Below are 22,423 nucleotides of genomic sequence, written 5' to 3' on the forward strand. Positions count from 1 at the left end.
CGGCCGGTGCGGTCCTCGCATCGGTCCCGCTCACGGACGAGCCAGGCGGCGCAGGCGTAGCTCCTGGTCGGCCGCGAGGGCGAGGAGTTCCTCGTCGTGGCTGATCAGCAGCACGACCGCGCCCTCGGCGGCCAGGTCGCGCATGACCCGGGTGATCGAGTGCAGGTGACGCTGGTCCACGCCGGAGCTGGGTTCGTCGAACACGACCAGGCGGCGCCCGCTGAGCCGGGCCGCGGCCACGACGAGGCGTTGCTGCTGGCCCCCGGACAGGGACAGCGGGTGGCGGCCGGCGTACCGCTCCAGGTCGAGATCGCGCAGCACCTCATGGACGCCGGAGCCCTGTCCGGCTTCCAGGCGGAGTTCGGCTTCGACGCTGTCGGTGAACAGCTGCCGCTGCACGTCCTGCATGACGATCGCGCTCACCCGCTGTCGCTGCGTCCTGGTGAGCGGTCTCCCGTCGAGGAGCACTTCGCCCTGGTGGCGCTGCAGGCCGGTGAGGATACGGGCGAGGGTGCTCTTGCCCGCGCCGTTCGGGCCGGTGACCGCGGTGATCGTCCCAGCGGGCAGGTGGGACTCGTCGATGTCGAGGACGCGCCGGCCGTGAAAGTCGCAGCGGATGCCGCGCAGCCGCAGGCCGGCCCGCGGGAGCGGGGCGGTGGCGCCCGGAGCGACACTCGGCCCGTGGGCGCAAGTGAGGGGTGTCTGTAGCCGGGTGGGGCGGGCGAGGCCGCGCAGGCCGTCGTCGCCGATCGTGGCCGACTCGTCGATGCGGCCGTCGCGCATGACCACGAAACGGTCGGCTGTGCCGTACAGGTGGTACAGCCGGTGTTCGGCGATGACGATGGTCGCGCCCTGGGCGCGGAGCAGGCGGAGGGTGGCGGTGAAGCGTTCGACCGCGGCGGCCGACAGGTTGGCGGTGGGCTCGTCGAGAAGCAGCACGGGCGGCCTGTGGACGGTCGCGGCGGCGCAGGCGACCTGCTGTTGCTGGCCGCCGGAGAGTCGCTGCAGGCTGCGGCCGGCGAGGTCGCCCAGGCCGTGGTCGTCGACGGCGGCGGCGACTCGCTCGCGGATCTTCTCGGGAGGAACGCCGAAGTTCTCCAGGGCGAAGGCGAGTTCGGTCTCGGTCTCGTCGGTGAAGAACTGCCGCCGGGGGTGCTGGAGCACGGTGCCGGTGAGGCGGCCGATCTGGTCGAGCGGCAGGTCGGCGAGGGCCTGGCCGTCCAGGTGGACGGTGCCTTCCAGGGTTCCGTCGTGGAAGTGCGGGATGAGGCCGTTCATGAGGCGCAGCGCGGTGCTCTTGCCTGAGCCGCTCGGGCCGCACAGGACGACCGTCTCGCCCCGCCGTACCTGGAGGGAGAAGTCGTCCAGGGTGGGCCCGTCGGCGCCGGAGTAGGTCCAGCGCACGCCCTTCAGCTCGATCATCGGAGCACCGCCGTCGTGGTCAGGGCCGCCAGCACCGCCAGGTCCGCCACGCCGAAGCGGGGCGGGCGCATGGTGGTGGGACGGGTCGGCGAGCCGAGCCCGCGCAGCAGGGCGGAGGCCGAAAGGTCATCGGCGAGGCGCAGGCTGGAGGCGATGAGCGGTACCGTGAAGCGCTCGATGCCGAGCACCGGGTGGCGGAGCAGCCCGCGCCCGCCGCCGAGGCCGCGCAACCGCATGGCGTCGTGGACGGCGCGGGCCTCGGTGATGATCGCGGGCAGGAAGCGGAGCATCACGGCCAGCGAGACGGTGATGGCGCGCGGCACGCGGGCGGCGCGCAGGGCCGCGGTGAGCTGGGTCGGCGTGGTGGTGCGCATCAGGTGCAGGGCGACACCGCCGACGGCGACGAACCGCAGCAGGTAGCCCGCGACGGCCGCCACGACGCCGATCACCGGGTACGGCAGAGCCAACGGCAGCAGGTAGGCCACCACGGCGACGGCTCCCGCGGTGAGCGGGAGCGCCACAGCGCGCCTCCAGGCCCGCTCGCCCAGCGCCAGCAGCACACCGAGCGCGAGGGCGGCGGGGATGAAGGTGACGCCGCCGGGGGCCATCACGATCACGCTGGTCACCAGGACCAGCACGATCTTGGTCCGTGGGTCGAGGCTCACGCCAGCCCGGCCTTCTCGAAGTGCTTGCGGGTCAGCCGCAGGCCGAGCAGGCCACCGAGGAAGCCGAAGACGACCGTGGACAGGTCGAAGGCGATGAGCACCGCCGGGGAGAGCAGGGCATCCATCGCGGCTGAGTAGTCGGCGCCCATCATGCGCATGGACGGGCTGGAGAAGTAGTCGTCGCGGGCGTAGAAGAGCGGCAGCAGCGGTCCGGCGAACCAGGCCGAGTAGACGGCGTAGGCGATGACGTACATTCGGCGGGACTGGTAGCGGCCCGCCCAGAGGATCGCCTCGGCGATGAGCGCGAGGACGATGGTGAGCGCGAAGCTGATCGGCGGGTGGCCGGTGAGCATGAGGATCCCGGCGGTGATGATCGCGAATACGGTGACCATGCCGGCGTGGCGCACGCGCGTGAGGAAGAGCATGAACGGGATCCCGCCCGCGACGATGCTCGCGACGAGTGCGGCGAGCATGACCATGGGGTTGATGAAGCCGAACATGCTGATCGCGTAGATGGTGACGAGGTAGAGGGCACCGAAGATCCCGATGGTGATCAGGTCCTTGGGGCTCATGCGGACGGTCACGGGTGTTCCTTTGCGTGCGGGGGGATGAGCTGCCAGCCACGGGCGCGGCTGCGTTCGTGCCAGAAGCGGGCGTAGGTGCCGCCGGCGGCGAGCAGGGTGTCGTGGTCGCCGTCCTCGGTGATGCGTCCGCCGTCGAGGACGAGGATGCGGTCGGCCGCGACGACCGTGGACAGTCGGTGGGCGACGACGATGACGGTGCGGTCACGGGCGAGCTCGTGCAGGGCGTCGGCGACCGCCGCCTCGTTGGCGGGGTCCAGGGCGGCGGTGGCCTCGTCGAGCAGCACGATGGGAGCGTTCTTGAGCAGGGCGCGGGCGATGGAGACGCGCTGCTTCTCACCACCCGACAGGGTCGAGCCCGCCTCGCCGACCCGCGTGTCCCAGCCGTCCGGGAGGCGTTCGACCACCTCGTCCAGGCGGGCGACGCGGGCCGCCCAGGCGAGATCGCCGTCGGGGGCGGCCATTCGCACGTTGTCGGCGATCGTGCCCTCGAACAGGTAGACGTCCTGGAAGACCTGCGCGGTCAGCCGCGAGACCCCCGCGGTGCCGAGCTCGCGCACGTCGCACCCGCCGATGCGGACGGCGCCTTCGTCGACGTCGAAGAAGCGGCCGATGAGCTTGAGCAGCGTGCTCTTGCCCGAGCCCGACGGCCCCACGATCGCGGTGAAGCTCCCCGCCGGGATCGTCACGTCGAGGCCGTCGAGGACGGTCCTGCCCTCGTCGTAGCCGAAGCGCACCTTCGACAGCTCGATGCCGGTCCCGGAGGGCTCGGCCGGGTGTGCGGGTTCGGGCAGAGGGGGTACGGCGAGCAGCTCGCGAACCCTGCGGATGGCGTCGGCGTTGATCTGCACGTGCCCGGCCAGCTCGCCCAGCTGCGAGATCGGCTCCAGCATGCGCAGGGTGACGATGAGCACCCCGGCCATGACCGCGAGCGCGACGGTGCCGTCCAGGGTCAAGGCGACGGTCAGCGCGATGACACCGGTGACGACGAGCTGCAGCGTGCCGAAGAAGACGATGAGCGCCCAGGCCCCGCGGATGGTCAGCCGCGACTGCGAGCCCTGCTGGCGGACCAGCGACTCCTCCAGGGTGCCCAGCTCGGGCCGGTCGAGCACGCCGTACGCACGCAGGGTCGGCTGCTGGCGAGCGTACTCGACGATCCGCGAGGCGCCGGCCCCGATGTCGTGCTCGTAGTCGTCGTCGTTGCGCCGCACCACCGTCATGAGCAGGCGCAGCGCCAGCGCGCACAGCACCGCTCCGGCGGTGAAGGCCAGGCCGATCCGCCAGTCGAGCACGTAGCTGCCGACGATGATCGTGGCGGGTGTGGTCACCCCGACGACGACGTGACGCAGCAGGTGCGCCGGGAGGTTGGCGACGTCCATCGTGCCCTTGCCCAGCAGGCGCCCGATCGGGCCGGTGCGGTCGGCGCGGAACCAGCCGATGGGCAGCGTGGCCAGGTGGTTGCCGATGCGCTCGTGGAAGCTGGTGAGCACGTCCGTGCCGACCAGGTAGCCGAGCGAGGTGCTCCACGCCAGCAGCAGATGATGGGCGGCCACGGCGGCGACGATCGCCGCCAGCCACAGCCAGAACGTGCCCGGCTGCTCGATCAGCGCGGCCACCAGCGGCACCACGAACAGGAACGCCAGGCCCTGCAGCACTCCCTGACCGGCCTGGGCGGCCAGCATGACCCGCAGGTGGCGGCGGCCACGCTCGTCGAGCAGCTCGAAGAGATACTTGATCACGACTGGACCCCCACCTGGTCGTGCTCCCACAGCCGCGCGTACAGGCCCTCGCGAGCGAGCAGCTCCTCGTGCCGCCCCCGCTCGACGATCCGGCCACCATCGAGCACGACGATCTGGTCGGCTCCCCGGATGGTGCTGAGCCGGTGCGCGATGACCAGCACGGTGCGGTCGCGGGCGACCTCGCTGAGCGCGTCCTGAATGCGGGCCTCGTTCTCGGGGTCGGCGCTCGCGGTGGCCTCGTCCAGCACGAGCACCGGCCGGTCGGCCAGGATCGCGCGGGCGATGCACACCCGCTGCCGCTCGCCGCCCGACAACTCGGCGTCCTCGCCGACCACCGAGTCCAGCCCGCGTGGCAGCTCGTCGAGCCGGGCGAGGATCTGCGCCTTGTCCGCCGCCGCCCGGACGTCCGCATCGTCGGCGTCCGGCCGGGCCAGGCGGATGTTGTCGCGGATGCTCATGCGCAGCAGGGCCGGGTCCTGGAAGACGAAGGCCACGTGCCTGTAGAGCTCCGCCTGGTCGATCTCGCGCAGGTCGACGCCGTGGAGCTCGACCGAGCCCTGCTGCGGGTCCTCGAAGCGGGGCAGCAGCTTGGCCAGAGTGGACTTGCCCGACCCGGAGGGGCCGACCAGCGCGGTGACCGTGCCACGGTCGACCTCCAGGTCGATCCCGTCGAGCGCCACCGTCTCGCCGTAGGAGAAGCGCACTCCGCTCAGCCGTACCACCGGACCCCGGGTCCGCGGATCCGGGACGACCGGGTGCTCGGGGACGGGCAGCTCCGCCGTGCCGAGCACCTCACTGATGCCACGGGCCACGGCCAGCGCCGTGACCAGCGGGTGCACCGACATCATGACCGTCATCAGCCCGGTCGTGGTCACGGTCGCGAACACGAGGAACGCGATGAAGCTCACCAGCGGCAGCTCACCCGCGACGGCCAGCGCACCGCCCGCCGCCGCGACCGCGACCAGCACGCTCGGCGGCGAGAAGAGGATCTCCGCGATCACCGAGGCCCTGGTCGTGGACCTCGCCCAGTCCAGGAAGAAGCGGGCGAAGCTCCGCGAGACCTCCTGGAAGCGGCGGCCGGCGATCCCCGGCGTGCCGAACGCCTTGACCACGCCGATGCCGTTGACGAACTCGACCGCGGCGCCGCTCAGGCGGGTCAGCCACTGCATGAACTCCGGGTACTTCGTCCCGGCTCCGGCCATCGCGCGCTGGTACATGACCAGCCCGGCGACCACCGGGGCCAGGCTGATCAGCGCCATCCGCCAGTCGACGGCGAACAGATAGACGATCGCGACGACCGGCGGCACCGCCGCCGCCGTGACCTCCACCACCGAGTGGGCGATGAGCTGGTGCAAGGCGGCGACGTCGTCCTCGACGGTCTTCTTCACCGTGCCGGAGTTACGGTCGGTGAACCAGCCGAGCGGCAGCCTGCGCAGCTTGCGCAGCAGCTCGCGGCGGATGCCGAACGACACCCGGATGTCGGCCAGATGCGTCAGCACCCCGGCGCCGAACGTGCCGAACTGTTTGACGGCCAGGGCCACCAGCGCGATCACGATGATCGGCCACACGTCCGTGTCGCCGGCCGGCAGGCGGCGGCAGATCTCCACGACCGCGATCAGCGGCGCCATGCCCGCCAGCGCGCTGACGCCCGTCAGGAGGGCGCAGCCGATCAGGGTGGCGCGGGCCGGGGCCAGCACCGAAGGCGTGGTCATCAGGTGGGCCGGGGGGTATGGCGGGACTTCATGCACTCTCCAGACAAAATGGAAACCGTTGTCATTATCATGACATGTCGCCACCACTTGCGGGAGCAGGGCCATCACACCCGTCAGCGACCGCGCCCGGTCACCGCACACGACCAGCGGACCCTGGCCACCTGCCGGTGCCGCTGGACGGCGACGCGCGGGGGACGGCAGGGCTTCATGCGTTCTCTTTGAGAGTGATGAGGGAGGTGAACGGGTCTTCCAACCGGGCCTCGGCCTCGTCCGGGGCCAGGAGGCAGGAGTCGAGCAGGCCGAGCAGGCGCTCGCGGTCGAGGTCGGGACCCATGAAGACCAGGTGCTGGACCCGGTCGCCGATGATCGGGTTCCAGTCGAGCGAGGCGACCGTCCGGCGTGCCGGGGACATCAGCTCCCAGGCGGCCTCGGGCAGCGAGATCAGCCAGGGCCCGCAGTCCTCCACCGAGACGACCCCGGCGACGGCGTCCCAGGCGAGGACGCGGTCGGGCTGGGTGGGCAGCCAGAACCGGCCGCGGGAGCGCACCGACCCGGTGACCAGCTCGTCCACGGCGGCGAAGAAGCGTCCGGGGTGCAGGGGCCGCAGGCGGCGCCAGACCACGGTGGTGATCTCGCCGGTCCGGGTGTCGCAGGGCAGTTGTGCGGTCGGCGGGTCGACCCGCTCGGCCAGCTCCCGGACGCACAACGCGGCGCCGGTCACCTCGGGCAGGGTCCCGGCGACGACAGGAGTGCAGGGAGCCAGGTGGGTGAGGATGGCCCGGGTCAGGTCATGGTCCTCCTCGTCGCCGCCGCGCAAGATCAGGGCGGTGGCGAATTCGAGCTGCCTGGCCAGCACCTCGGCCAGGTAGCGCCGGTCGCCGGCCGCCGCCTGGTGGCCGCTGTCGGCCAGGTCGTCGCCGCGCACGATGTCGACCGGCAGGTGCTCGGCATCGAGCGCGGTCAGTACGCCGGTCAGCCGCAGCAGGTCATGGGCCTCCTCGCAGTCGAGCGCCTCGGCGACGGACCGGGGCTCCACCGAGTCCCACAGCTCGGTCACGAGCAGCGGAGCCTGCCCGGCGTGCTGGACCAGCCAGGGCAGCAGGTCCTCGCGGACGGTACAGGTGACGCAGCCGTGCGCCGGCCGCATTTCCGCCAGGTCCACGATCCGGTCGCCGTCGCGCACCACCCGCTCGATCCGCCCCTGCGTGATCGCTTTCAGGTCGTGGTGGACGGCGAGCGCGCCGGGGTGCTCGCGCAGCAGCTGATCCACAACGGCGGTGCGGGCTGTGGCGTGCAGCCCGGCGACCAGGACGACGGGAGTGGACACGGGACCTCCAGTTGTCACAATGAAAACCGTTGTCATTATCATGGCACACTTGGGAAAGGAGCTGAGATGGCCAGAAACGAACTACGCCCCGTGATCAAGATGAGATCCACCGCGGGGACCGGCTACACCTACGTGACCCGCAAGAACCGCCGCAACGACCCCGACCGGCTCACCCTGCGCAAATACGACCCGATCATCCGCCAGCACGTGACGTTCCGGGAGGAACGATGAAGAAGGGCATCCATCCCGACTACCGCCCCGTCGTCTTCCGCGACCCGGGCGCCGCCTTCGCCTTTCTCACCAGATCCACGATGACCAGCGATAAGACCATCGTGTGGACGGACGGCAACACCTACCCGGTGGTCGACGTCGACGTCTCCTCGGCCAGCCACCCCTTCTACACCGGCCGCAGCCGCGTACTCGACACCGCCGGCCGGGTCGAGCGCTTCAACCAGCGCTACGGGAGAACGTGATGTCGGCGCACTGCCAGCTCACCGGCGTCAAGCCGATCTTCGGCAACCGCATCTCCCACTCCCACCGGCGCACCCGCCGCCGCTGGAACCCCAACCTCCAGCACCGCCGCTACTGGCTGCCCAGCGAGAACCGGCACGTACGGCTGACGCTCAGCACCCGAGCGATCAAGACAGTGGACAAGATCGGAATCGAGGCGGCCGTCGCCCGGATCCGCGCACGAGGAGAGAAAGTCTGATGGCCAAGAAGAGCAAGATCGCAGCCAATGAGCGCAGGAAGGCGATCGTCGCTCGCCATGCCGTACGGCGGGCGGAGCTGAAGGAGCTCATCCGAACCGGCACGCCCGACGAGCGGGCGGCAGCCGTGAAGGAACTCAACCGGCAGCCGCGAGACGCCAGCGCCACCCGCGTCCGCAACCGCGACTCCGTCGACGGCCGGCCCCGCGGACATCTGACCAAGTTCGGCCTGTCGCGGGTGCGCTTCCGCGAGATGGCCCACCGGGGCGAGCTGCCCGGCATCACGAAGGCGAGCTGGTGACCATGGCCGTGCCCAAGCGCAAGATGTCGCGCAGCAACACCCGGCACCGCCGCGCGCAGTGGAAGGCCGCCGCGCCCGACCTGGTGACCATCGTCGTGGCGGGCAAGGAGCTACGGGTCCCGCGCCGCCTCGTCCGCGCCTACCAGCGCGGCTTGATCGCTCCTTGACGCACGGGGCAGGCCCGCAGCTCGCGGGCCTGCCTTCCGATTCGAGAGGTTGTACGGCCACCCTCGATCACGGCTCGCGCGGACCTGGCCGCGCCACTGGGATGCCCGGCAGGAACACCGCGTCGCCCAGCGCGAGGCGCGGTTCGCCGCGATCGTCAACGCCGGCAACCTCTTCGACCCCCAGCCGGCATCGCCGGCCTGGCGGCGGCCCCGCGCCGGGACAGGGTGGGCGACGGCGAGGACTGGAACGCCTGGTGGCACGCCGTCCGCGACGATCCCGCCCTCGCGGCCCCGGCCGCCGAACAGCAGCATGATCACGGGTGGCGACCACCGGCCGGCCGTGGCCGGCCACGTGTCAGCCCTGCGCGCAGCCGGCTTCGCCCGGATCGGCACCGTCTCGCAGACCTGATCCTCACCGCCCTACGTCAAGGAGCAGACCATGGACCTTTCCGCCATCGGAGCGGTGTTCGACCGGACCGGCGCCGACTTCGCCCGGCTCGCACCCCACCTGTGGGACCCGATCGGCCGGGCGACGGTCGACATCGTCGCCGTCAAGCCCGGCGACCGGGTGCTCGACGTGTGCTGCGGCGCGGGGGGCTCGGCCCTACCCGCCGCCGCCGCGACCGGCGCCGACGGACGCGTGGACGCGATCGACCTCGCCGGCTCCCTGCTGGCCGTGGGCCGCGAACACGCCGCGGTCGAAGGCCTGACGCACCTGCGCTTCATCCGCGCCGATGCCACCGCCTGGGAAGCCGATCCCTACGACGTGGCGATGTGCGTGCTCGGCGTCTTCATGCTGCCGGACATGGACGCCTCCGTCGGCCGGCTGACCCGGCTGGTACGGCCAGGCGGCACGTTCGCCGTCACCACCTGGGCCGCCGGAGCCCTGGAGAACTTCGGTGTCGCGCTGTCGGACACGATCCACCACGAACGCGGCACAGAACCCGGCTCGCCGGCCAGTCGCGACTCCGTCACGAAGATCGCTACCGAGCGGAAGCTGGGCGACTGGCTGACCGGCCTCGGGCTGACCGGGGTGACCGTCAGCAGGGTGCCGCTGACACTGACCGTCACCGACGACCTGGCCTGGCTGCTGGTCACCGGCAGCGGCTTCCGCGGCATGCTCGACGGCTTGGAGCCCGCCGCGGTGTCACGCGTCCGCGACAACCTGCTCGTCACCCTGCGTGAGCGGGGGATCAGCACCCTGGACGCCACCACGCTGGTCGGCGTGGGGCGTCGCTGAAGGGAACAGCCAGGGACGCTGGTCCAAGCCCAGCAGCCTGGACAGCACGCCGGCCGGGTCCGTGGTGAGCGCCGCGGGGACCGCGTCGGCGTGCGGGGCGCCGAGCCGTACGTTGTCCTCGATGGCGACATCCGGCCCGTCGTCAGCGCCGCCCGGCAGGCGTCTTCGTGCCGTTGGCTGAGCGATCGGCAGGTGAGCGATCAGGCCGCCAGGCTCCCGGAAGAACAGTCCGACGCCGAAGGCGGGGCCCGTTTCCGGGAGCCGTGTGGACGGTACGCGCCCCCGCGACCGTGACCCCCCGCCCGGCGCCGGAGGCGGGGGCCATTTCCGGCGGTGGCGGTGGCAGGGAGGGGAAACCCGTATTTATCGGGGGTCGTGCGATCTCTTCTGATTGACCCTGTGGAGTGTCGGAGTAGGCGCATGGGTGGAGGGGGTTGCGCCAGGTGGAGTACGACACAGGGGCGGATGAGGCCGTCACTTATGAAGATGCTCGGCGGGCGGGGGCGGCCGACGGGAGAAATCAGGCGCTCTGTCCTATTTTTATTATTGATCCTTCTTATCGGCCGGTGTTCTTCGAGCGGATCGACTCGAATTTCCATGCGGTGCAGAGCCGGCTGCTGATCGATCGGGGGAAGGCGCTCGGGGCGATCGAGACGCAGGCGCATGAGTCGTCGGTCTCGCTCACGCGGCGGGTCAACGAGTTGCAGGCGATCACCGCGGCGTTCGGGCCGGAGAGGGTGGCGCTCGGGAGGCCGGTCGGCAATGGGGGGGACGCGTGGGGGGAGCCGCGGCCGCTCACGCACGAGGAGGCGGATCAGGAGCGGCTGGAGAGGGATCTGCGGCGGAACAACGCGCAGATCGAGGCGCATGTCACGTCCCTGACGTCGGTGAGCAGTAACTGGCTGCAGTGCTGGGCGTCCTATCAGGAGCAGGCTCAGCTCGCGCTCGAGCGGGCGAACACTTTGGGGGCCTCGTACAAGGAAGGGTTGCTGGACACTCACCAGCACGCGGAGGAGATCGCGCGGCGGTGGCGGCCGCCGGAGTTCCGGTTGCGGGAGGAGTGGTTCCAGGATCCGACGGTGCGGTTGCAGGACGCGATTCCGCGGGGGGTGCGGGACAGCGCCACCCAGGCGTGGGAGCAGTGGCTCGATCTCTGGCGGGCGGACACCTTGCCCCGGCCCATCGAGGGGCGGTGAGGGGCGTGACCGCGACCCGGGCGCGGGTCAGGGCCGCCCTGTGGATCCTGACCACTCTTCTTCTCCTGCTTCCCTGCACCACCGGGTGCGGGAAACCGGCGACGGTGCCCACCAAGGCCATGTGCGGCGTGGTGATCGACATCACGGGGTTCCGGCGGTACCCGGAGGCCGAGCAGTACGTCAATCAGCGGCTGCGCAACTTCCTCAAGGGATGTGACTGGCTGGGGTACGCCGCGATCACCGGCGCCTCCGAGGGCTCGCCGTGCGGCAGCGCCCCGGTGCCGTTGTTCGTGCTGCCCGAGGAGAACCCCAACGACAACTCGGTCATCGAGAAGACGGTGCGCAACGCCCACCTGTCGGAGGCCGTCTCCCGCACCAAGAGCCTGCTCGCCTGCACCAAGGACGACGCGCGGGGCTCGGACGTGCTCGGCGGGCTGCGGGTGATCAGCGGGCAGTTCGACGGGTCGCCCGCGCCGGACGGTGAGCGCCGGGTCGTGGTGTTCAGCGACATGATGAGCAACGTCGGCTCCCTCGACCTGGAGAAGTGCGACTACAACGACGAGGCGGCCCGCACCGCCAAGGTCGAGGAGCTGAAGGAGAAGAACCTCCTTCCCCGGCTGGACGACGCGTCCGTCGACATCTACGGGTTCAACCTGCTCTCCGAGCGCCGCCCTGACTGCGTCCCGCCGCTGAAGCTCCTGTGGACGGCGATCTTCGCCGCGGCGGGCGTGCCGGACGGCGGCGTGAACATCCAGCAGTGAGCCCATCCCACGACCTCACCGGAGATCGGAACGATTCCGTGGCCGTCAAGCTGGTCAGACCGCCCAAGCGGACGAAGCACGAAGCACTCCCCTCCGGCCCGCCGCAGGCCGGCCCGGAGCAGCCCACCCGGTGGCGCCCGGAGCCCCTTGACCTGCCCGACTGGGCGGACCTGGAGGCCAGGGCCATGGCGAAAGGCGCCACGGACGCCAGGAGCCCGGGCTTCGACTCGATCACGTTGAAGACGCAAGGGTACGAGCCGCCCCATCTGCTGGTGCTGGACGCCCAGCGGCAGCGGGCGATCGACGACCTGCTGGCGCGGCTCGCCCGGCAGGAGCACGACGCCCGGGCCGCGCGGGCGGCGCACGGCAAGCGCGCGGAGGCGGTGTCGGAGGACTACGTCCGCACCCGGGCCGTGCACGAGGTGGCCCGGGGGCGGGTGGAGAGCCTGGAGATCGGGCCGTCGCAGTGGCCCGGCGACGGCAAGCCCAGCTCGATCGCGCTCGGCGGCGGCCGGCGGGAGGCGCTGCGCTCGTGGGGGGTGCCGCTGCTCCTGCTGCTGGCGCTGCTCACCGTCGAGGTGCCCATCTACTACGCGACGTTCCTGAACTGGGGCGAGACGACGCTCATGACGTACGCGCTGGCCATCGGCGCGATCTTCGTGTTCGTCTTCGGGCCGCACATGTACGGGCGCAAGTTCCGCGAGTGGGAGGAGTTCCGGGGGCGGCGCAGGCACAGCCAGGAGAAGGGCGAGGCGGCGCCGCGGCGGCGGGGGCTGGCGGGCCGTCCGGTGATCCTGTTCCTCATCCCGGTGATCTGGCTGCTCGCCATCGGCGCGGTCGCGTCGCTGCGGCTGCTGCTCATCGGCGACGTCGTCTACATCGACGCGGACGGCAACGAGCAGCGGATGCCGAGCGCGATCGACGGCTGGGGGCTGGTGCCCACGGTCATCCTGGTCACCGCGCTGATGATCTTCACCGCGCTGATCGCGACGGAGCTCGGCCGCCGCATGGGCAACCCCAACGACCGCGCGCTCAAGGAGCAGCGTGCCCACCTGCGGCGCACCGCCCAGGCGCTGGCCGCCGCGCAGGGCCGCCAGGAGGGGTGCGACGCGTACGCCATGGAGCTGGACCACTACCTGTCCACCATCGAGCAGACCCGCGAGCGGTACACCACGCAGATCGAGGGGGGCTACGACCACGTGGAGACCATCTACATGGACGCCCTGATCGGCGGGATCGAGGATCCCAAGGCGTCGCTCTTCGGGCCCTCCGTCCTGGACCGGCACCAGCGCCGCCGGCACGACCACAACCAGTCCGACACCTGAGGAGACCGACATGGGCGTGAGCCTGACCAAGGGCGGCGACGCGCCGCTTCCCGGACGCCATCTGAGCAAGGTCCTGGTGGCGCTCGGCTGGCGGTCGCTGGACACCAGCGGCCGGGACGTCGACCTGGACACCTCGGCGCTGATGGTCGGCCGCAGCGGCCGGGTGCTGTCCGACGAGCACTTCGTCTTCTACAACAACCTGAAGAGCCCGGACGCGTCGGTCGAGCACAAGGGGGACGACCGCGTCGGCGCCGGGACCGCCGAGCAGGACTGCGAGAGCATCCTGATCGACCTCGCGGCGGTGCCGCCGCGGTGCGTGCGCATCGTGTTCCCGGTGTCCATCTACGAGGGCGAGGCGACCGGGCAGACGTTCGGGCAGGTGCGCGACGCGTACATCAGGGTGGTGGACGAGGCCACCTCGGTGGAGCTGGTGCGCTACGACCTGAGCGAGGACTTCTCCAAGGAGTCGGCCGCGATCTTCGGTGAGCTGTACCGCTACGGCCAGGAGTGGCGGTTCCGCGCCCTCGGCGAGGGCTACGCCTCGGGTCTGCGGGGCATCGCCGTCGGGTACGGGGTGAACGTCACCTCATGATCCGGCGAATCTTCGGCTGGTCGTTCACCCTGACGGGGGTGGGCCTGCTGGCCGCGCTCGTGATGGGCGGCCCGCGTGCCCTGGTGCTTGTGGCGATCCTCGCGGTCCTGGAGATCTCCCTGTCGTTCGACAACGCGGTGGTCAACGCCAAGGTGATCGAGCGGATGAGCCCGTTCTGGCAGCGGATGTTCCTGACCGTGGGCATCGTCATCGCGGTGTTCGGCATGCGGCTGGCGTTCCCGCTGCTCATCGTGGGGATCACCGCCAAGCTGAGCCCGGCCGAGGCCATCGTCCTGGCGGTGAACGACGCCGCCGAGTACGGCAGGAGGCTGCACGAGGCGCATCCGCTGATCGCGGCGTTCGGCGGCATGTTCCTGCTGATGATCTTCCTGGACTTCATCTTCGAGGACCGGGAGTTCGCGTGGCTGGCGTGGCTGGAGCGCCCACTGGCCAAGATCGGCAAGCTCGACCAGTTGTCGGTCGTGGTGGCGCTGTCCGTGCTGGTCGGCGCCACCGCGCTCGCGGACGTGGACACCGGCAGCGTGCTGACCGCCGGGGTGCTCGGCATCGTCACGTATTTGCTGGTCAACAGCCTCGGCGAGCTGTTCGAGGCGGGGCAGCGGGTCGCGGGTGCCGCGGACGAGGGCATCGGCACCGGCCTGCCGGCCCTGGTCAGGGACGAGGAGCCGCTGCCCGTGCCCGCCCCGCCGCGCGGACGCCGCCCGTCCGCCGTGGTGGGGGCGACGGGCCGGGCCGGGTTCTTCCTGTTCCTCTACCTGGAGGTGCTGGACGCGTCCTTCTCGTTCGACGGCGTGGTGGGCGCGTTCGCGATCAGCGACGAGCTGCTGATCATCGCGCTCGGGCTCGGCATCGGGGCGATGTACGTGCGGTCGCTGACGATCTTCCTGGTGCGCAGGGGCACGCTGAACGAGTACGTGTACCTGGAGCACGGCGCGCACTGGGCGATCGGCGTGCTGGCCGCGATCATGTTGATCAGTCTCGGCCGCGAGGTGCCGGAGATCGTGACCGGGCTCATCGGCCTCGGCTTCATCGTCACCGCGATGATCTCCTCGACCCTCCGCAACCGGAGCGCGGCCCGGGTCCTCGCGCTCGCCGAGGCGGAGAAGGTCCTCCCCGAGCCCGCCGAGACGCGGAACTGACGGAAAGGCCGGATCGTGGCGGAGCAGTACCGGGTGGTCCTCACCAAGGACGCCCCCAGGATGGCACTCCCCCGGGAGAGCGGCCGGATGAGGATCAACCTCACCTGGAACTCGACCGGCTCCTCCCCCATCGACCTGGACCTGTGCTGCCTGTGGGAGCTGACCGACGGCTCCCGCGGGTGCGTGCAGGCCCTCGGCGGCAAGTTCCGGGTGCCCAGGAACAGCGACAACCCGGTCATCGCCCTGGACCGTGACGAACGCGCCGGCGGTCCTGAGGGCGAGAACATGACGATCGACATGGCGCAGGCCCACCTGATCAGCCGTGTCCTGGTGTTCGCCTACATCTACGACGGCGTGCCGAACTGGGCCGCCGCCGAGGGGGTCGCCACGGTCCACCCGGTCAGCGGCCCGCCCATCGAGGTGCTGCTGGACGGCGCGGACCCCCGCGCGCGGGTGTGCGCCGTCTTCATGCTCCGCAACTCCGACGGCAACCTGGCGATCCGCCGGGAGATCCGCTACTTCACCCGGGGGCACCGCCAGATGGACGCCACCTACAAGTGGGGCCTCACCTGGCGTTCCGGCCAGAAGCCCTGACCTCCTGATCCCCGCCCCGGCCCCGCACCCCCGGCGGCGCCGGGGCGGCCCGGCCGGGGTCCCCGCGGCGGGCCGGGGCAGCCCGCCCGGGGGTCCCGGCCTCACGCGAACACGGACGCGCTGGACATCCCGTGCTCACGGAACGCCGTCCTCACGCGAGCACGGACGCCCCGGACATCTCACGGAACGCCGTCCTCACGCGAGCATGAGCCAGGCGGTCTCCTCGAAGCCCTTCTCCGGGAGTGTCGCGGCCGTGGGGCGGAACGTCGTGGCGTACGGCGCGAGGCCGGCGTACAGGGAGGCGGAGAGGGCGACGGCCAGGCAGGCGTCCGGCTCGTCGGCCAGCGCGGAGCGCACCGGCGGGGAGTCCAGCTCCCGGTGCAGCGCGGCGGCCGCGGCGGAGACGTCGCATTGCGGCACCACACCGCGGCAGACGGCGAGCCGCAGCCGCAGGGCGGGCCCGGCGGTGTTGCGGCGGCGCAGCTCCCGCAGCAGCGCGCCCACCAGGCCGTGCCCCGCGGGGGCCTCGGCGGTGCCCGCGGGAAGGACCGCGAACCACCCGCCGCCCCCGTCGCGCACCTCCACGGCGCTCGGGCGCAGGCCGGTGTCCCCGCAGGCCGCGGTCAGCAGTTCCACCGCCCGGTGGTCGTTCCCGTACGGGTCCGCGCACGCGGCGACGCACAGCCGCACCGGCGGGTCACCGGCCGGAGCGGAGTCACCGGCGCGGAACGGCTCGGCCGTCGCCGGGGCCACGCCGAGCAGGGCGCCCCCGCGGGCCACCGCCGCGCCGACGGTCATCGCCCCTACGACATCCGGGACGCCGGGCGGCAGCTCAAGCAGCGCACGCAGCCGGTACGACCGTCCCGGCAGGGGCCGGTCCGTGTCCTCGCCGACCGTGAAGCCGAACGCGGGACGCAGCACGCCGAAGACCCGGGGCGCGGGCCCGGTGCCACGGATCCGGCTCGCGGCCCGGTGGTACCGGCCCCGTGGTGTCTCCGCCAGAGGCAGGCAGGCCACGGGCGCCGCCCCGAGCCGCAGCGCGATCACGCCGCCGGCCAGGCGCACCTCGAAACGGACCCGGGCGTAGTGCCGGTCGGGCGGCAACCGGTCCAGGTGGAACTCGAACACCACCTCCCGGTGCCGCACCCCGGCCGTCGCGGCACGGTCGCGCAGCCCCGGGGTGAGCCGCCCGGCGGGCACCGCGCCGGCGCACGGCGGCGCGATCCCCACGCCGCCCTCCCGGTCCCGGCCGGGCCCCCGGTCGCGCGCCGTGGCCGAGCAGGGGCTCAGGGCCGTACAGCGGGCGCCAGGTCAGCGGGGCGGTGACGGGCGGGCCTGGGGGCCGGCCGGTCACGCGGGGGGCCCGAGGGCGTAGACGTACGCGGAGATGGAGCGGGTGGGTGTGGTGACCACGACGGGGCGGAACTGGGTTTTGTGCAGGTCGGGCGACTCGGGGTAGGCCAGGTCGTCCAGGAGCTGGCCGGAGATGATCATCGCCAGGTCGCTGGACGGGCTGCCGGCCAGCTCGGCGCGCAGGTCGGCACTGGCGCACATCTCGGCGACGGCGCTCACCGCCTGCCCGGTGAAGCCGTCGTCGGTGAGCCGGACCAGTCCCTGGTGGAACGACAGGCGGCAGCGCAGGCGGTGGCCGCCGGGGGATCGGCGGTTGCGGCGCCACAGGGTGTTGCCGAGCTCCCGGGTCAGGCCCGCCACCACCCGGGCCTCGTTCACCCCTGAGGTCAGCACCAGCAGCACCCCGGTGGGCTGGATCTGCAGGGTGGCCTGGTCGAGCCCAGCCGCCATGCCGGCTCGCTCCACCACCTCGACCAGCGGGGGACGCGGGTCGCCGCGCGACGCGCCGTCGCCCTCCACCGCCACGCAGAGCCGCCGCACCGGGTCCGGTAACGGGTCAAGCAGGTCCATGGGGCCTCCGCCGCCGTGGTCGGTGTTCAGTTCCCTCCACTGTCGCCCGGTGGACTCGGCCACACCCCGTATTCAGGCGGGATTTCGCTGATTCCGGCGTCGGACGACAACGCGGCGCCGTCCTTGACGAGGATGCGGCCGTACCGGGTGGCGATCACGTCTCGCTCGCGCATGTAGCGCAGGATCTTGTGCACGCTGTGCTCGCGGGCGCCGATCATCGCGGCGAGCTCCGGCTGGGTGAGGGACCCGATCAGCACGCCGTCGGGGGTGGGCTCGCCGTACCGGGAGGCGAGGTAGAGCAGCACGCGGGCCACGCGGACGGGCATCGGGGAGGTGCCGAACTCGATGCGGTGCCAGGTGGCGTGGCGCAGTTTGGCCACGATGCTCGCGTACACCGCGCGGCCCGCGTCGGGATGCCTTTCCAGGAACTCCAGGAAATCGCGCTGGCTGATCTTCCTGAGGAAGCACGGGCCGACCGTGGAGACGGTGGCGACGCGGGGGCGATTGTCCAGAGTGGCGAACTCCCCGATCAGGTCGCCGCTCGATCTGACGGCGAGCAGCACGACTTTGCCGTCCGCGCTGTTGCTGACCGCCTTCACGTATCCCTGGACGATCAGGAAAAGGTGCCGGGTTTTCCGATCACCTTCCATCAGCAGCGTTTCCCCGCTCGCCACCTGCGAGAATGTGCCCAGCTTGAGCATTTCCTCGCGCGTGGGGTCTTTGAGGGAACCCAGCAGGGTCGCGGGGGGCCATGAACCCATTCTCCGTGGCCCCTCGGGGGGGCCGGGCGTGGACGAGGTCATTCCCGCTCCCGCCTTTCCTGTCGGGCCGTGCCCCTGTTTATAGCGTATATACGGAGCAAATGGGGGAGGTTTTGGATCGTTCCCGGCGCTATAGCCGAGCGCCATTCACGTCTTGTGTCCCCGGGAATGCGTCCACCTCGCGGTATCCCGCCCGCCGGGTAGATTAGAATAAGGTTCGGTCCAGGACGGGAGCATGATGACAGGGTGGTTCGGGTCGCCGGAGGACGCCGGGGAACGGCTGGCCGCCGCCGGTTACCTCACCGACGACGGCATCGCGACCTCGGCGTTCCTCGGCGCCGCGCTCGGCAAGCCGCTGCTCGCCGAGGGGCCCGCCGGGGTGGGCAAGACCGAGCTCGCCAAGGCCGTCGCCGCGGCGGCGGGCGCGGAGCTGATCCGGTTGCAGTGCTACGAGGGGCTGGACGAGGCCAGGGCGCTGTACGAGTGGAACTACAAGAAGCAGTTGCTGCGCATCCAGGCGTCCGGCGAGCAGGCCTGGGAGCAGACCCACGACGACATCTTCAGCGAGGAGTTCCTGCTGGAACGGCCGCTGCTGCGGGCCATCCGGCGCACCGGCCCCGCCGTGCTCCTCATCGACGAGATCGACAAGGCGGACGTCGAGGTCGAGGGCCTGCTGCTGGAGATCCTCTCCGACTACCAGGTCACCATCCCCGAGCTCGGCACCATCACCGCCTCGCGCCGGCCGTACGTCGTGCTCACCTCCAACGCCACCCGCGAGTTGTCCGAGGCGCTGAAGCGTCGCTGCCTGTACCTGCACCTCGGCTACCCGACGCCGGAGCGCGAGCGCGACATCGTGCTGGCCCGCGTGCCCGGCATCGGCGCCGCGCTGGCCGAGCAGCTCGCCCGCACGGCGGCCACGCTGCGCGCCCTTGAGCTGAAGAAGTCGCCGTCCATAGCCGAGACCATCGACTGGGCGCACACCTTGCTGGCCCTCGGCCACACCGAGCTGGACGCCGCGGTCACCGCCCGCACGCTCGGCGTGGTGCTGAAACACGCCTCCGACCAGACGAGGGCCGAGAAGGAGCTCGGCCTGCCGGCCCGGTGAGCAAGGTGTCGCTGCTGGACCGGCATGTCGGTTTCGTCCAGGCGCTGCGCGCGGCGGGGGTGCCGGTGTCGCCCGCGGAGGGGCTGGACGCGGCGCGCATGCTCGCGGTGATCGACCTCACGCGCCGGGAGACGCTGCGGGAGGCGTACGCGGCGACGCTGGTGAAGAGGGCCGCGCACCGGCCGGGGTTCGACACGCTGTTCGACCTGTGGTTCCCGCCGGTGACCGGCGACGGCGGGCCGCGCCACGAGCCCGGCCGGGGGCCGGACCTGGAGAACGCCGAGGTGCCCGCACTGCGGGAACATCTGGCACGGCTGCTGCGTGAGGGCGCCGGGCCGTCCGGGGACCCGGCGTTCGGTGAGTTCGTGCGGGCCATGGTGGCGCGGTTCGGGCACATGCCCGCCGGGCCGGGGCGGCAGAGCTGGTTCTCCTACTCGGTGCTGCGTGCCCTGTCCCCCGGCACGCTGATGGCCGGCATGCTGGCCCTGGAGCTCGGCGGGCAGGAGCGGGGCGGGCTGGCCGAGAAGGTCGCGCGGCGGCGGCTGACGGACGGCATCGCCGGGTTCGAGGACGCCGTGGCGGCGGAGGTGCGGCGGCGCATCGCCGAGGAGTCCGGCGTCGAGAGGATCGCCCGGTCGTCGGTGCGTCCGCCGGTGGACCGGGTCGACTTCCTGCGTGTCACCAACGCCGACCTCGCCGCGCTGCGGCGTGAGGTGTACCCGCTGGCGCGGCGGCTCGCGAGCCGTCTCGCGGCCAGGCACCGCCTCGGCAGGCGCGGCCGCCTGGACTTCCGGCGCACCGTGCGGGCCTCGCTCGGCACCGGCGGCGTGCCGCTCGTCACGCACGCCCGGCCGCGGCGCCCCCACAAGCCCGAGCTCGTGGTGCTGTGCGACGCCAGCGACTCGGTGTCGGCGTTCTCGCACTTCACGCTGCTGCTGACGTACGCGCTTCGCGAGCAGTTCACCAAGGTGCGGGCGTTCGCGTTCGTCGACACCATCGACGAGATCACCAAGTACTTCGCCCCCGGCGCCGACGTGCTCGACGCGATCACGCGCATGACGAAGGAAGCCGACATCTCACGCTTCGGCCGCAGCGACTACGGCCACTCGTTCGAGCGGTTCGCCGAGCGCTACGCCGATGCCGTCGGCCCGAAGACGTCCCTGCTGATCCTCGGCGACGCCCGCACCAACTACCAGCCGCCGCGCCTCGACACGGTGCGGCGCCTCGCGGGCGCCGCACGGCACGCGTACTGGCTGAACCCCGAACCGCGCTCCCAGTGGGACACCGGCGACTCGGCCGCCTCGGCCTACGGCACCGCCGTCCCGATGCACGAGTGCCGCAACGTCGCGCAGCTCGCCGGGTTCATCGAGGACATCGCCTAGACCCATTTTCCGCACATCGCCCTCGACGACCTGCACGGATCACTCACCGCACCGAATATCACAGAACACCTGACCAGGGACATTCGGGCTCGTGCGGACAACAGGCCTAGACGGTCATGCGGCGCAGGATGCGCGCCGCCGTCCGGGAGAGGTACTCGACCTCCTCCGGGCTGTGGGAGGCGTGGGTGTTGGCGAGGATCCACTTGGCGGCGCGGCGGGGGGTGAACAACGTCAGCCCCTCGGCGGTCACCACGCCGTCCTTGACCCGGCCGCCGTGCACGGCGAGCAGGGGGACGACCTCGATGGGCGCGCCGGCCTCGCGGGACAGGACCTCGTGCATGGCGGCGGCGGCCTCGCCGAGTTCCTTGGCGTGGTTGGCGCCGGTCCGCTCGCCGAGGAACAGGCGACCGCCGTACGCGGCGATGTGGCAGTCCGGCGGCCAGGCCTCGTTGTCGACGATCCAGACGCCGCCGGGGCCGATCACCAGGTGGTCGATGGACGCCTTGCCGGGCACGGCGCGGCCGTCGAGCACGTTGTAGCCGTGCTTGCCGAGGGAGCGCCGTAACAGCCGGCCCATGCGGGTGGCGCCGCTGCGCTTGCCGCGCCAGACCGCCGTGGCCTCGAACATGCGCCACGAGACGAACCCGTCGACGCCCCAGACCGCGGCGCCGCCGAGGACGCCGATGAGCAGGGGCAGGGGGAAGCCGCGGTAGATGGCGAGCGCGGTGATGAGGACGAAGCCCGCACCGGCCATGATGTGGCGTCTGCGGCGCCGTTCCGATCTGGTCTCGCGCCAGCGGAGTTCGTACATCACCGATGGTGAACCCCACTTGAACTTGTCGTCAGGCGGCACGTAGATAGATCCGTTGGGCACCGGAAACCCCCACGATTTCGGGTAGCTCAGTCGACTTACGCAGAGGGATACCCGATTGGGAGCTCCAACTTTACAAAGGTGACGGAAATAGCACACCGGCGATACACATCCGGCGTGCCGGGGAGCGCGCCTAACTGTGGCGGGAAGAAGCCACCCCCGGTTACCGACCAGTCGGTATGCTGGGACCACTTGACTTCAGGGGAGGCGTGCGATGGCGCGCGGCGACGTCCGGGAACGGACCAGGGGGAACGACGGCCGCGGCGCCGTGAGCACGGGCGAGGCGGCGGACGCCGGCGTACGGCCCGGCGCGGGGCGCGAGGAGCCGGTGCGGCGGCGGCTGCTCGCCGAGGCGACACGGCTGTTCGCCGCCAAGGGGTTCGAGAACACCTCGGTGCAGGAGATCGTGTCGGCGGCCGGGGTGACCAAGGGGGCGATGTACCACTACTTCGGCTCCAAGGACGACCTGCTCCGCGAGGTCTACGCGCGGGTGCTGCGGCTGCAGACCGACCGGCTGGACCGGTTCGCGGACGCGCCGGGGCCGGTGGCCGGCCGGGTGCACGCCGCGGCGGCCGACGTGATCATGACGACCATCGACAACCTGGACGACTTCAAGATCTTCTTCCGGTCGATGCACCAGCTCGCGCCCGAGACGCAGAAGTCCGTGCGCGCCGAGCGTCGCCGCTACCACGAGCGGTTCCGCGACCTGCTCGGCGAGGGCCAGCGCTCGGGGGTCTTCCGCGACGACATCCCCGCCGACCTGGTGGTGGACTACTTCTTCGGCTCCGTCCACCACCTCGGCTCCTGGTACCGCGCCGACGGCGCGCTGTCGGCGAAGGAGATCGGCGACCACTTCGCCGACCTCCTGCTCGCGTCCCTGCGTCCCTGAGCC

The 22,423-nt window shown here is 71.6% G+C and carries 26 protein-coding genes; 16 read left to right on the top strand and 10 right to left on the bottom strand.

Annotated features, from left to right (window positions below; genetic code table 11):
- Window positions 1-30: 30 nt before the first annotated feature.
- From ABGB17_RS04215 to ABGB17_RS04240, 6 genes are all read right to left on the bottom strand, one after another.
- Complete coding sequence (locus ABGB17_RS04215; RefSeq protein ID WP_347626391.1) at window positions 31-1,422, bottom strand: energy-coupling factor ABC transporter ATP-binding protein; 1,392 nt, start codon at window positions 1,420-1,422, stop codon at window positions 31-33.
- Entirely contained in the window at window positions 1,419-2,087 is a 669-nt protein-coding gene (locus tag ABGB17_RS04220) for an energy-coupling factor transporter transmembrane component T (protein ID WP_347626392.1), read from the bottom strand. Before ABGB17_RS04220 ends, ABGB17_RS04215 begins: the two co-directional genes overlap by 4 nt.
- Entirely contained in the window at window positions 2,084-2,671 is a 588-nt protein-coding gene (locus tag ABGB17_RS04225; protein ID WP_347626393.1) for an MptD family putative ECF transporter S component, read from the bottom strand. Before ABGB17_RS04225 ends, ABGB17_RS04220 begins: the two co-directional genes overlap by 4 nt.
- Window positions 2,668-4,407 (bottom strand): ABC transporter ATP-binding protein, encoded by a 1,740-nt coding sequence (locus tag ABGB17_RS04230; protein WP_347626394.1) that lies wholly within the window; start codon window positions 4,405-4,407, stop codon window positions 2,668-2,670. Before ABGB17_RS04230 ends, ABGB17_RS04225 begins: the two co-directional genes overlap by 4 nt.
- A complete protein-coding gene (locus ABGB17_RS04235; RefSeq protein ID WP_347626395.1) occupies window positions 4,404-6,119 on the bottom strand; it encodes an ABC transporter ATP-binding protein in 1,716 nt (571 codons plus the stop codon). The genes ABGB17_RS04230 and ABGB17_RS04235 overlap by 4 nt, the downstream gene beginning before the upstream one ends.
- Before the next feature lie 205 nt (window positions 6,120-6,324).
- Window positions 6,325-7,446, bottom strand: a complete 1,122-nt coding sequence (locus ABGB17_RS04240) for a GTP-binding protein (protein WP_347626396.1) — start codon at window positions 7,444-7,446, stop codon at window positions 6,325-6,327.
- 66 nt (window positions 7,447-7,512) lie between these two features.
- Between ABGB17_RS04240 and rpmG the strand changes: the two genes are divergently transcribed.
- From rpmG to ABGB17_RS04305, 13 genes are all read left to right on the top strand, one after another.
- Complete coding sequence (rpmG, locus tag ABGB17_RS04245) at window positions 7,513-7,677, top strand: 50S ribosomal protein L33 (protein ID WP_347626397.1); 165 nt, start codon at window positions 7,513-7,515, stop codon at window positions 7,675-7,677.
- Window positions 7,674-7,919 (top strand): type B 50S ribosomal protein L31, encoded by a 246-nt coding sequence (locus tag ABGB17_RS04250; protein WP_347626398.1) that lies wholly within the window; start codon window positions 7,674-7,676, stop codon window positions 7,917-7,919. Before rpmG ends, ABGB17_RS04250 begins: the two co-directional genes overlap by 4 nt.
- Window positions 7,919-8,155 carry a 50S ribosomal protein L28 gene (rpmB, locus tag ABGB17_RS04255; protein ID WP_347626399.1) on the top strand — a complete coding sequence of 79 codons (237 nt, stop codon included), beginning with the start codon at window positions 7,919-7,921 and terminating at the stop codon, window positions 8,153-8,155. The genes ABGB17_RS04250 and rpmB overlap by 1 nt, the downstream gene beginning before the upstream one ends.
- On the top strand, window positions 8,155-8,454 hold the full coding sequence (gene rpsN, locus ABGB17_RS04260) for a 30S ribosomal protein S14 (RefSeq protein WP_347626400.1): 300 nt from the start codon (window positions 8,155-8,157) through the stop codon (window positions 8,452-8,454). Before rpmB ends, rpsN begins: the two co-directional genes overlap by 1 nt.
- Window positions 8,455-8,456: 2 nt before the next feature.
- Window positions 8,457-8,621, top strand: a complete 165-nt coding sequence (gene rpmF, locus ABGB17_RS04265; protein WP_347626695.1) for a 50S ribosomal protein L32 — start codon at window positions 8,457-8,459, stop codon at window positions 8,619-8,621.
- A gap of 49 nt (window positions 8,622-8,670) precedes the next feature.
- Window positions 8,671-9,030 (top strand): hypothetical protein, encoded by a 360-nt coding sequence (locus ABGB17_RS04270; protein ID WP_347626402.1) that lies wholly within the window; start codon window positions 8,671-8,673, stop codon window positions 9,028-9,030.
- A gap of 30 nt (window positions 9,031-9,060) precedes the next feature.
- Entirely contained in the window at window positions 9,061-9,861 is an 801-nt protein-coding gene (locus ABGB17_RS04275; RefSeq protein ID WP_347626404.1) for a class I SAM-dependent methyltransferase, read from the top strand.
- A 443-nt stretch (window positions 9,862-10,304) separates the two neighbouring features.
- The gene (locus ABGB17_RS04280) at window positions 10,305-11,057 is read left to right on the top strand and encodes a hypothetical protein (protein WP_347626405.1); all 753 of its coding nucleotides are present in this window, start codon (window positions 10,305-10,307) and stop codon (window positions 11,055-11,057) included.
- Window positions 11,058-11,062: 5 nt separating this feature from the next.
- On the top strand, window positions 11,063-11,818 hold the full coding sequence (locus ABGB17_RS04285) for a hypothetical protein (RefSeq protein ID WP_347626406.1): 756 nt from the start codon (window positions 11,063-11,065) through the stop codon (window positions 11,816-11,818).
- A complete protein-coding gene (locus ABGB17_RS04290; protein ID WP_347626407.1) occupies window positions 11,815-13,143 on the top strand; it encodes a hypothetical protein in 1,329 nt (442 codons plus the stop codon). Before ABGB17_RS04285 ends, ABGB17_RS04290 begins: the two co-directional genes overlap by 4 nt.
- Window positions 13,144-13,153: 10 nt before the next feature.
- Entirely contained in the window at window positions 13,154-13,735 is a 582-nt protein-coding gene (locus tag ABGB17_RS04295) for a TerD family protein (RefSeq protein WP_347626408.1), read from the top strand.
- Window positions 13,732-14,895, top strand: a complete 1,164-nt coding sequence (locus ABGB17_RS04300) for a DUF475 domain-containing protein (RefSeq protein WP_347626409.1) — start codon at window positions 13,732-13,734, stop codon at window positions 14,893-14,895. Before ABGB17_RS04295 ends, ABGB17_RS04300 begins: the two co-directional genes overlap by 4 nt.
- Window positions 14,896-14,910: 15 nt before the next feature.
- The gene (locus tag ABGB17_RS04305; RefSeq protein WP_347626411.1) at window positions 14,911-15,489 is read left to right on the top strand and encodes a hypothetical protein; all 579 of its coding nucleotides are present in this window, start codon (window positions 14,911-14,913) and stop codon (window positions 15,487-15,489) included.
- A 195-nt stretch (window positions 15,490-15,684) separates the two neighbouring features.
- On the opposite strand, the gene ABGB17_RS04310 is transcribed toward ABGB17_RS04305, so the two are convergent.
- The 3 genes from ABGB17_RS04310 to ABGB17_RS04320 form a co-directional block, all read right to left on the bottom strand.
- Window positions 15,685-16,719: a hypothetical protein gene (locus ABGB17_RS04310; RefSeq protein WP_347626412.1), complete on the bottom strand. Its 1,035-nt coding sequence runs from the start codon at window positions 16,717-16,719 to the stop codon at window positions 15,685-15,687.
- 120 nt (window positions 16,720-16,839) lie between these two features.
- Complete coding sequence (locus ABGB17_RS04315) at window positions 16,840-17,412, bottom strand: hypothetical protein (protein WP_347626413.1); 573 nt, start codon at window positions 17,410-17,412, stop codon at window positions 16,840-16,842.
- A gap of 26 nt (window positions 17,413-17,438) precedes the next feature.
- Window positions 17,439-18,086, bottom strand: a complete 648-nt coding sequence (locus ABGB17_RS04320) for a Crp/Fnr family transcriptional regulator (protein ID WP_347626414.1) — start codon at window positions 18,084-18,086, stop codon at window positions 17,439-17,441.
- 322 nt (window positions 18,087-18,408) lie between these two features.
- Here ABGB17_RS04320 and ABGB17_RS04325 point away from each other — a divergent pair, with 322 nt between their 5' ends.
- Together ABGB17_RS04325 and ABGB17_RS04330 are read left to right on the top strand one after the other, a co-directional pair.
- A complete protein-coding gene (locus tag ABGB17_RS04325; protein WP_347626415.1) occupies window positions 18,409-19,278 on the top strand; it encodes a MoxR family ATPase in 870 nt (289 codons plus the stop codon).
- Window positions 19,275-20,660, top strand: a complete 1,386-nt coding sequence (locus ABGB17_RS04330; protein WP_347626416.1) for a VWA domain-containing protein — start codon at window positions 19,275-19,277, stop codon at window positions 20,658-20,660. Before ABGB17_RS04325 ends, ABGB17_RS04330 begins: the two co-directional genes overlap by 4 nt.
- Before the next feature lie 106 nt (window positions 20,661-20,766).
- Here the strand turns inward: ABGB17_RS04330 and ABGB17_RS04335 are convergent, their stop codons facing one another.
- Window positions 20,767-21,534: a nuclease-related domain-containing protein gene (locus tag ABGB17_RS04335; protein WP_347626417.1), complete on the bottom strand. Its 768-nt coding sequence runs from the start codon at window positions 21,532-21,534 to the stop codon at window positions 20,767-20,769.
- A 325-nt stretch (window positions 21,535-21,859) separates the two neighbouring features.
- Here ABGB17_RS04335 and ABGB17_RS04340 point away from each other — a divergent pair, with 325 nt between their 5' ends.
- Complete coding sequence (locus tag ABGB17_RS04340) at window positions 21,860-22,420, top strand: TetR/AcrR family transcriptional regulator (protein WP_347626696.1); 561 nt, start codon at window positions 21,860-21,862, stop codon at window positions 22,418-22,420.
- Window positions 22,421-22,423: the final 3 nt, after the last annotated feature.

The organism is Sphaerisporangium sp. B11E5 (genome assembly GCF_039871875.1).
Lineage (GTDB): Bacteria > Actinomycetota > Actinomycetes > Streptosporangiales > Streptosporangiaceae > Sphaerisporangium.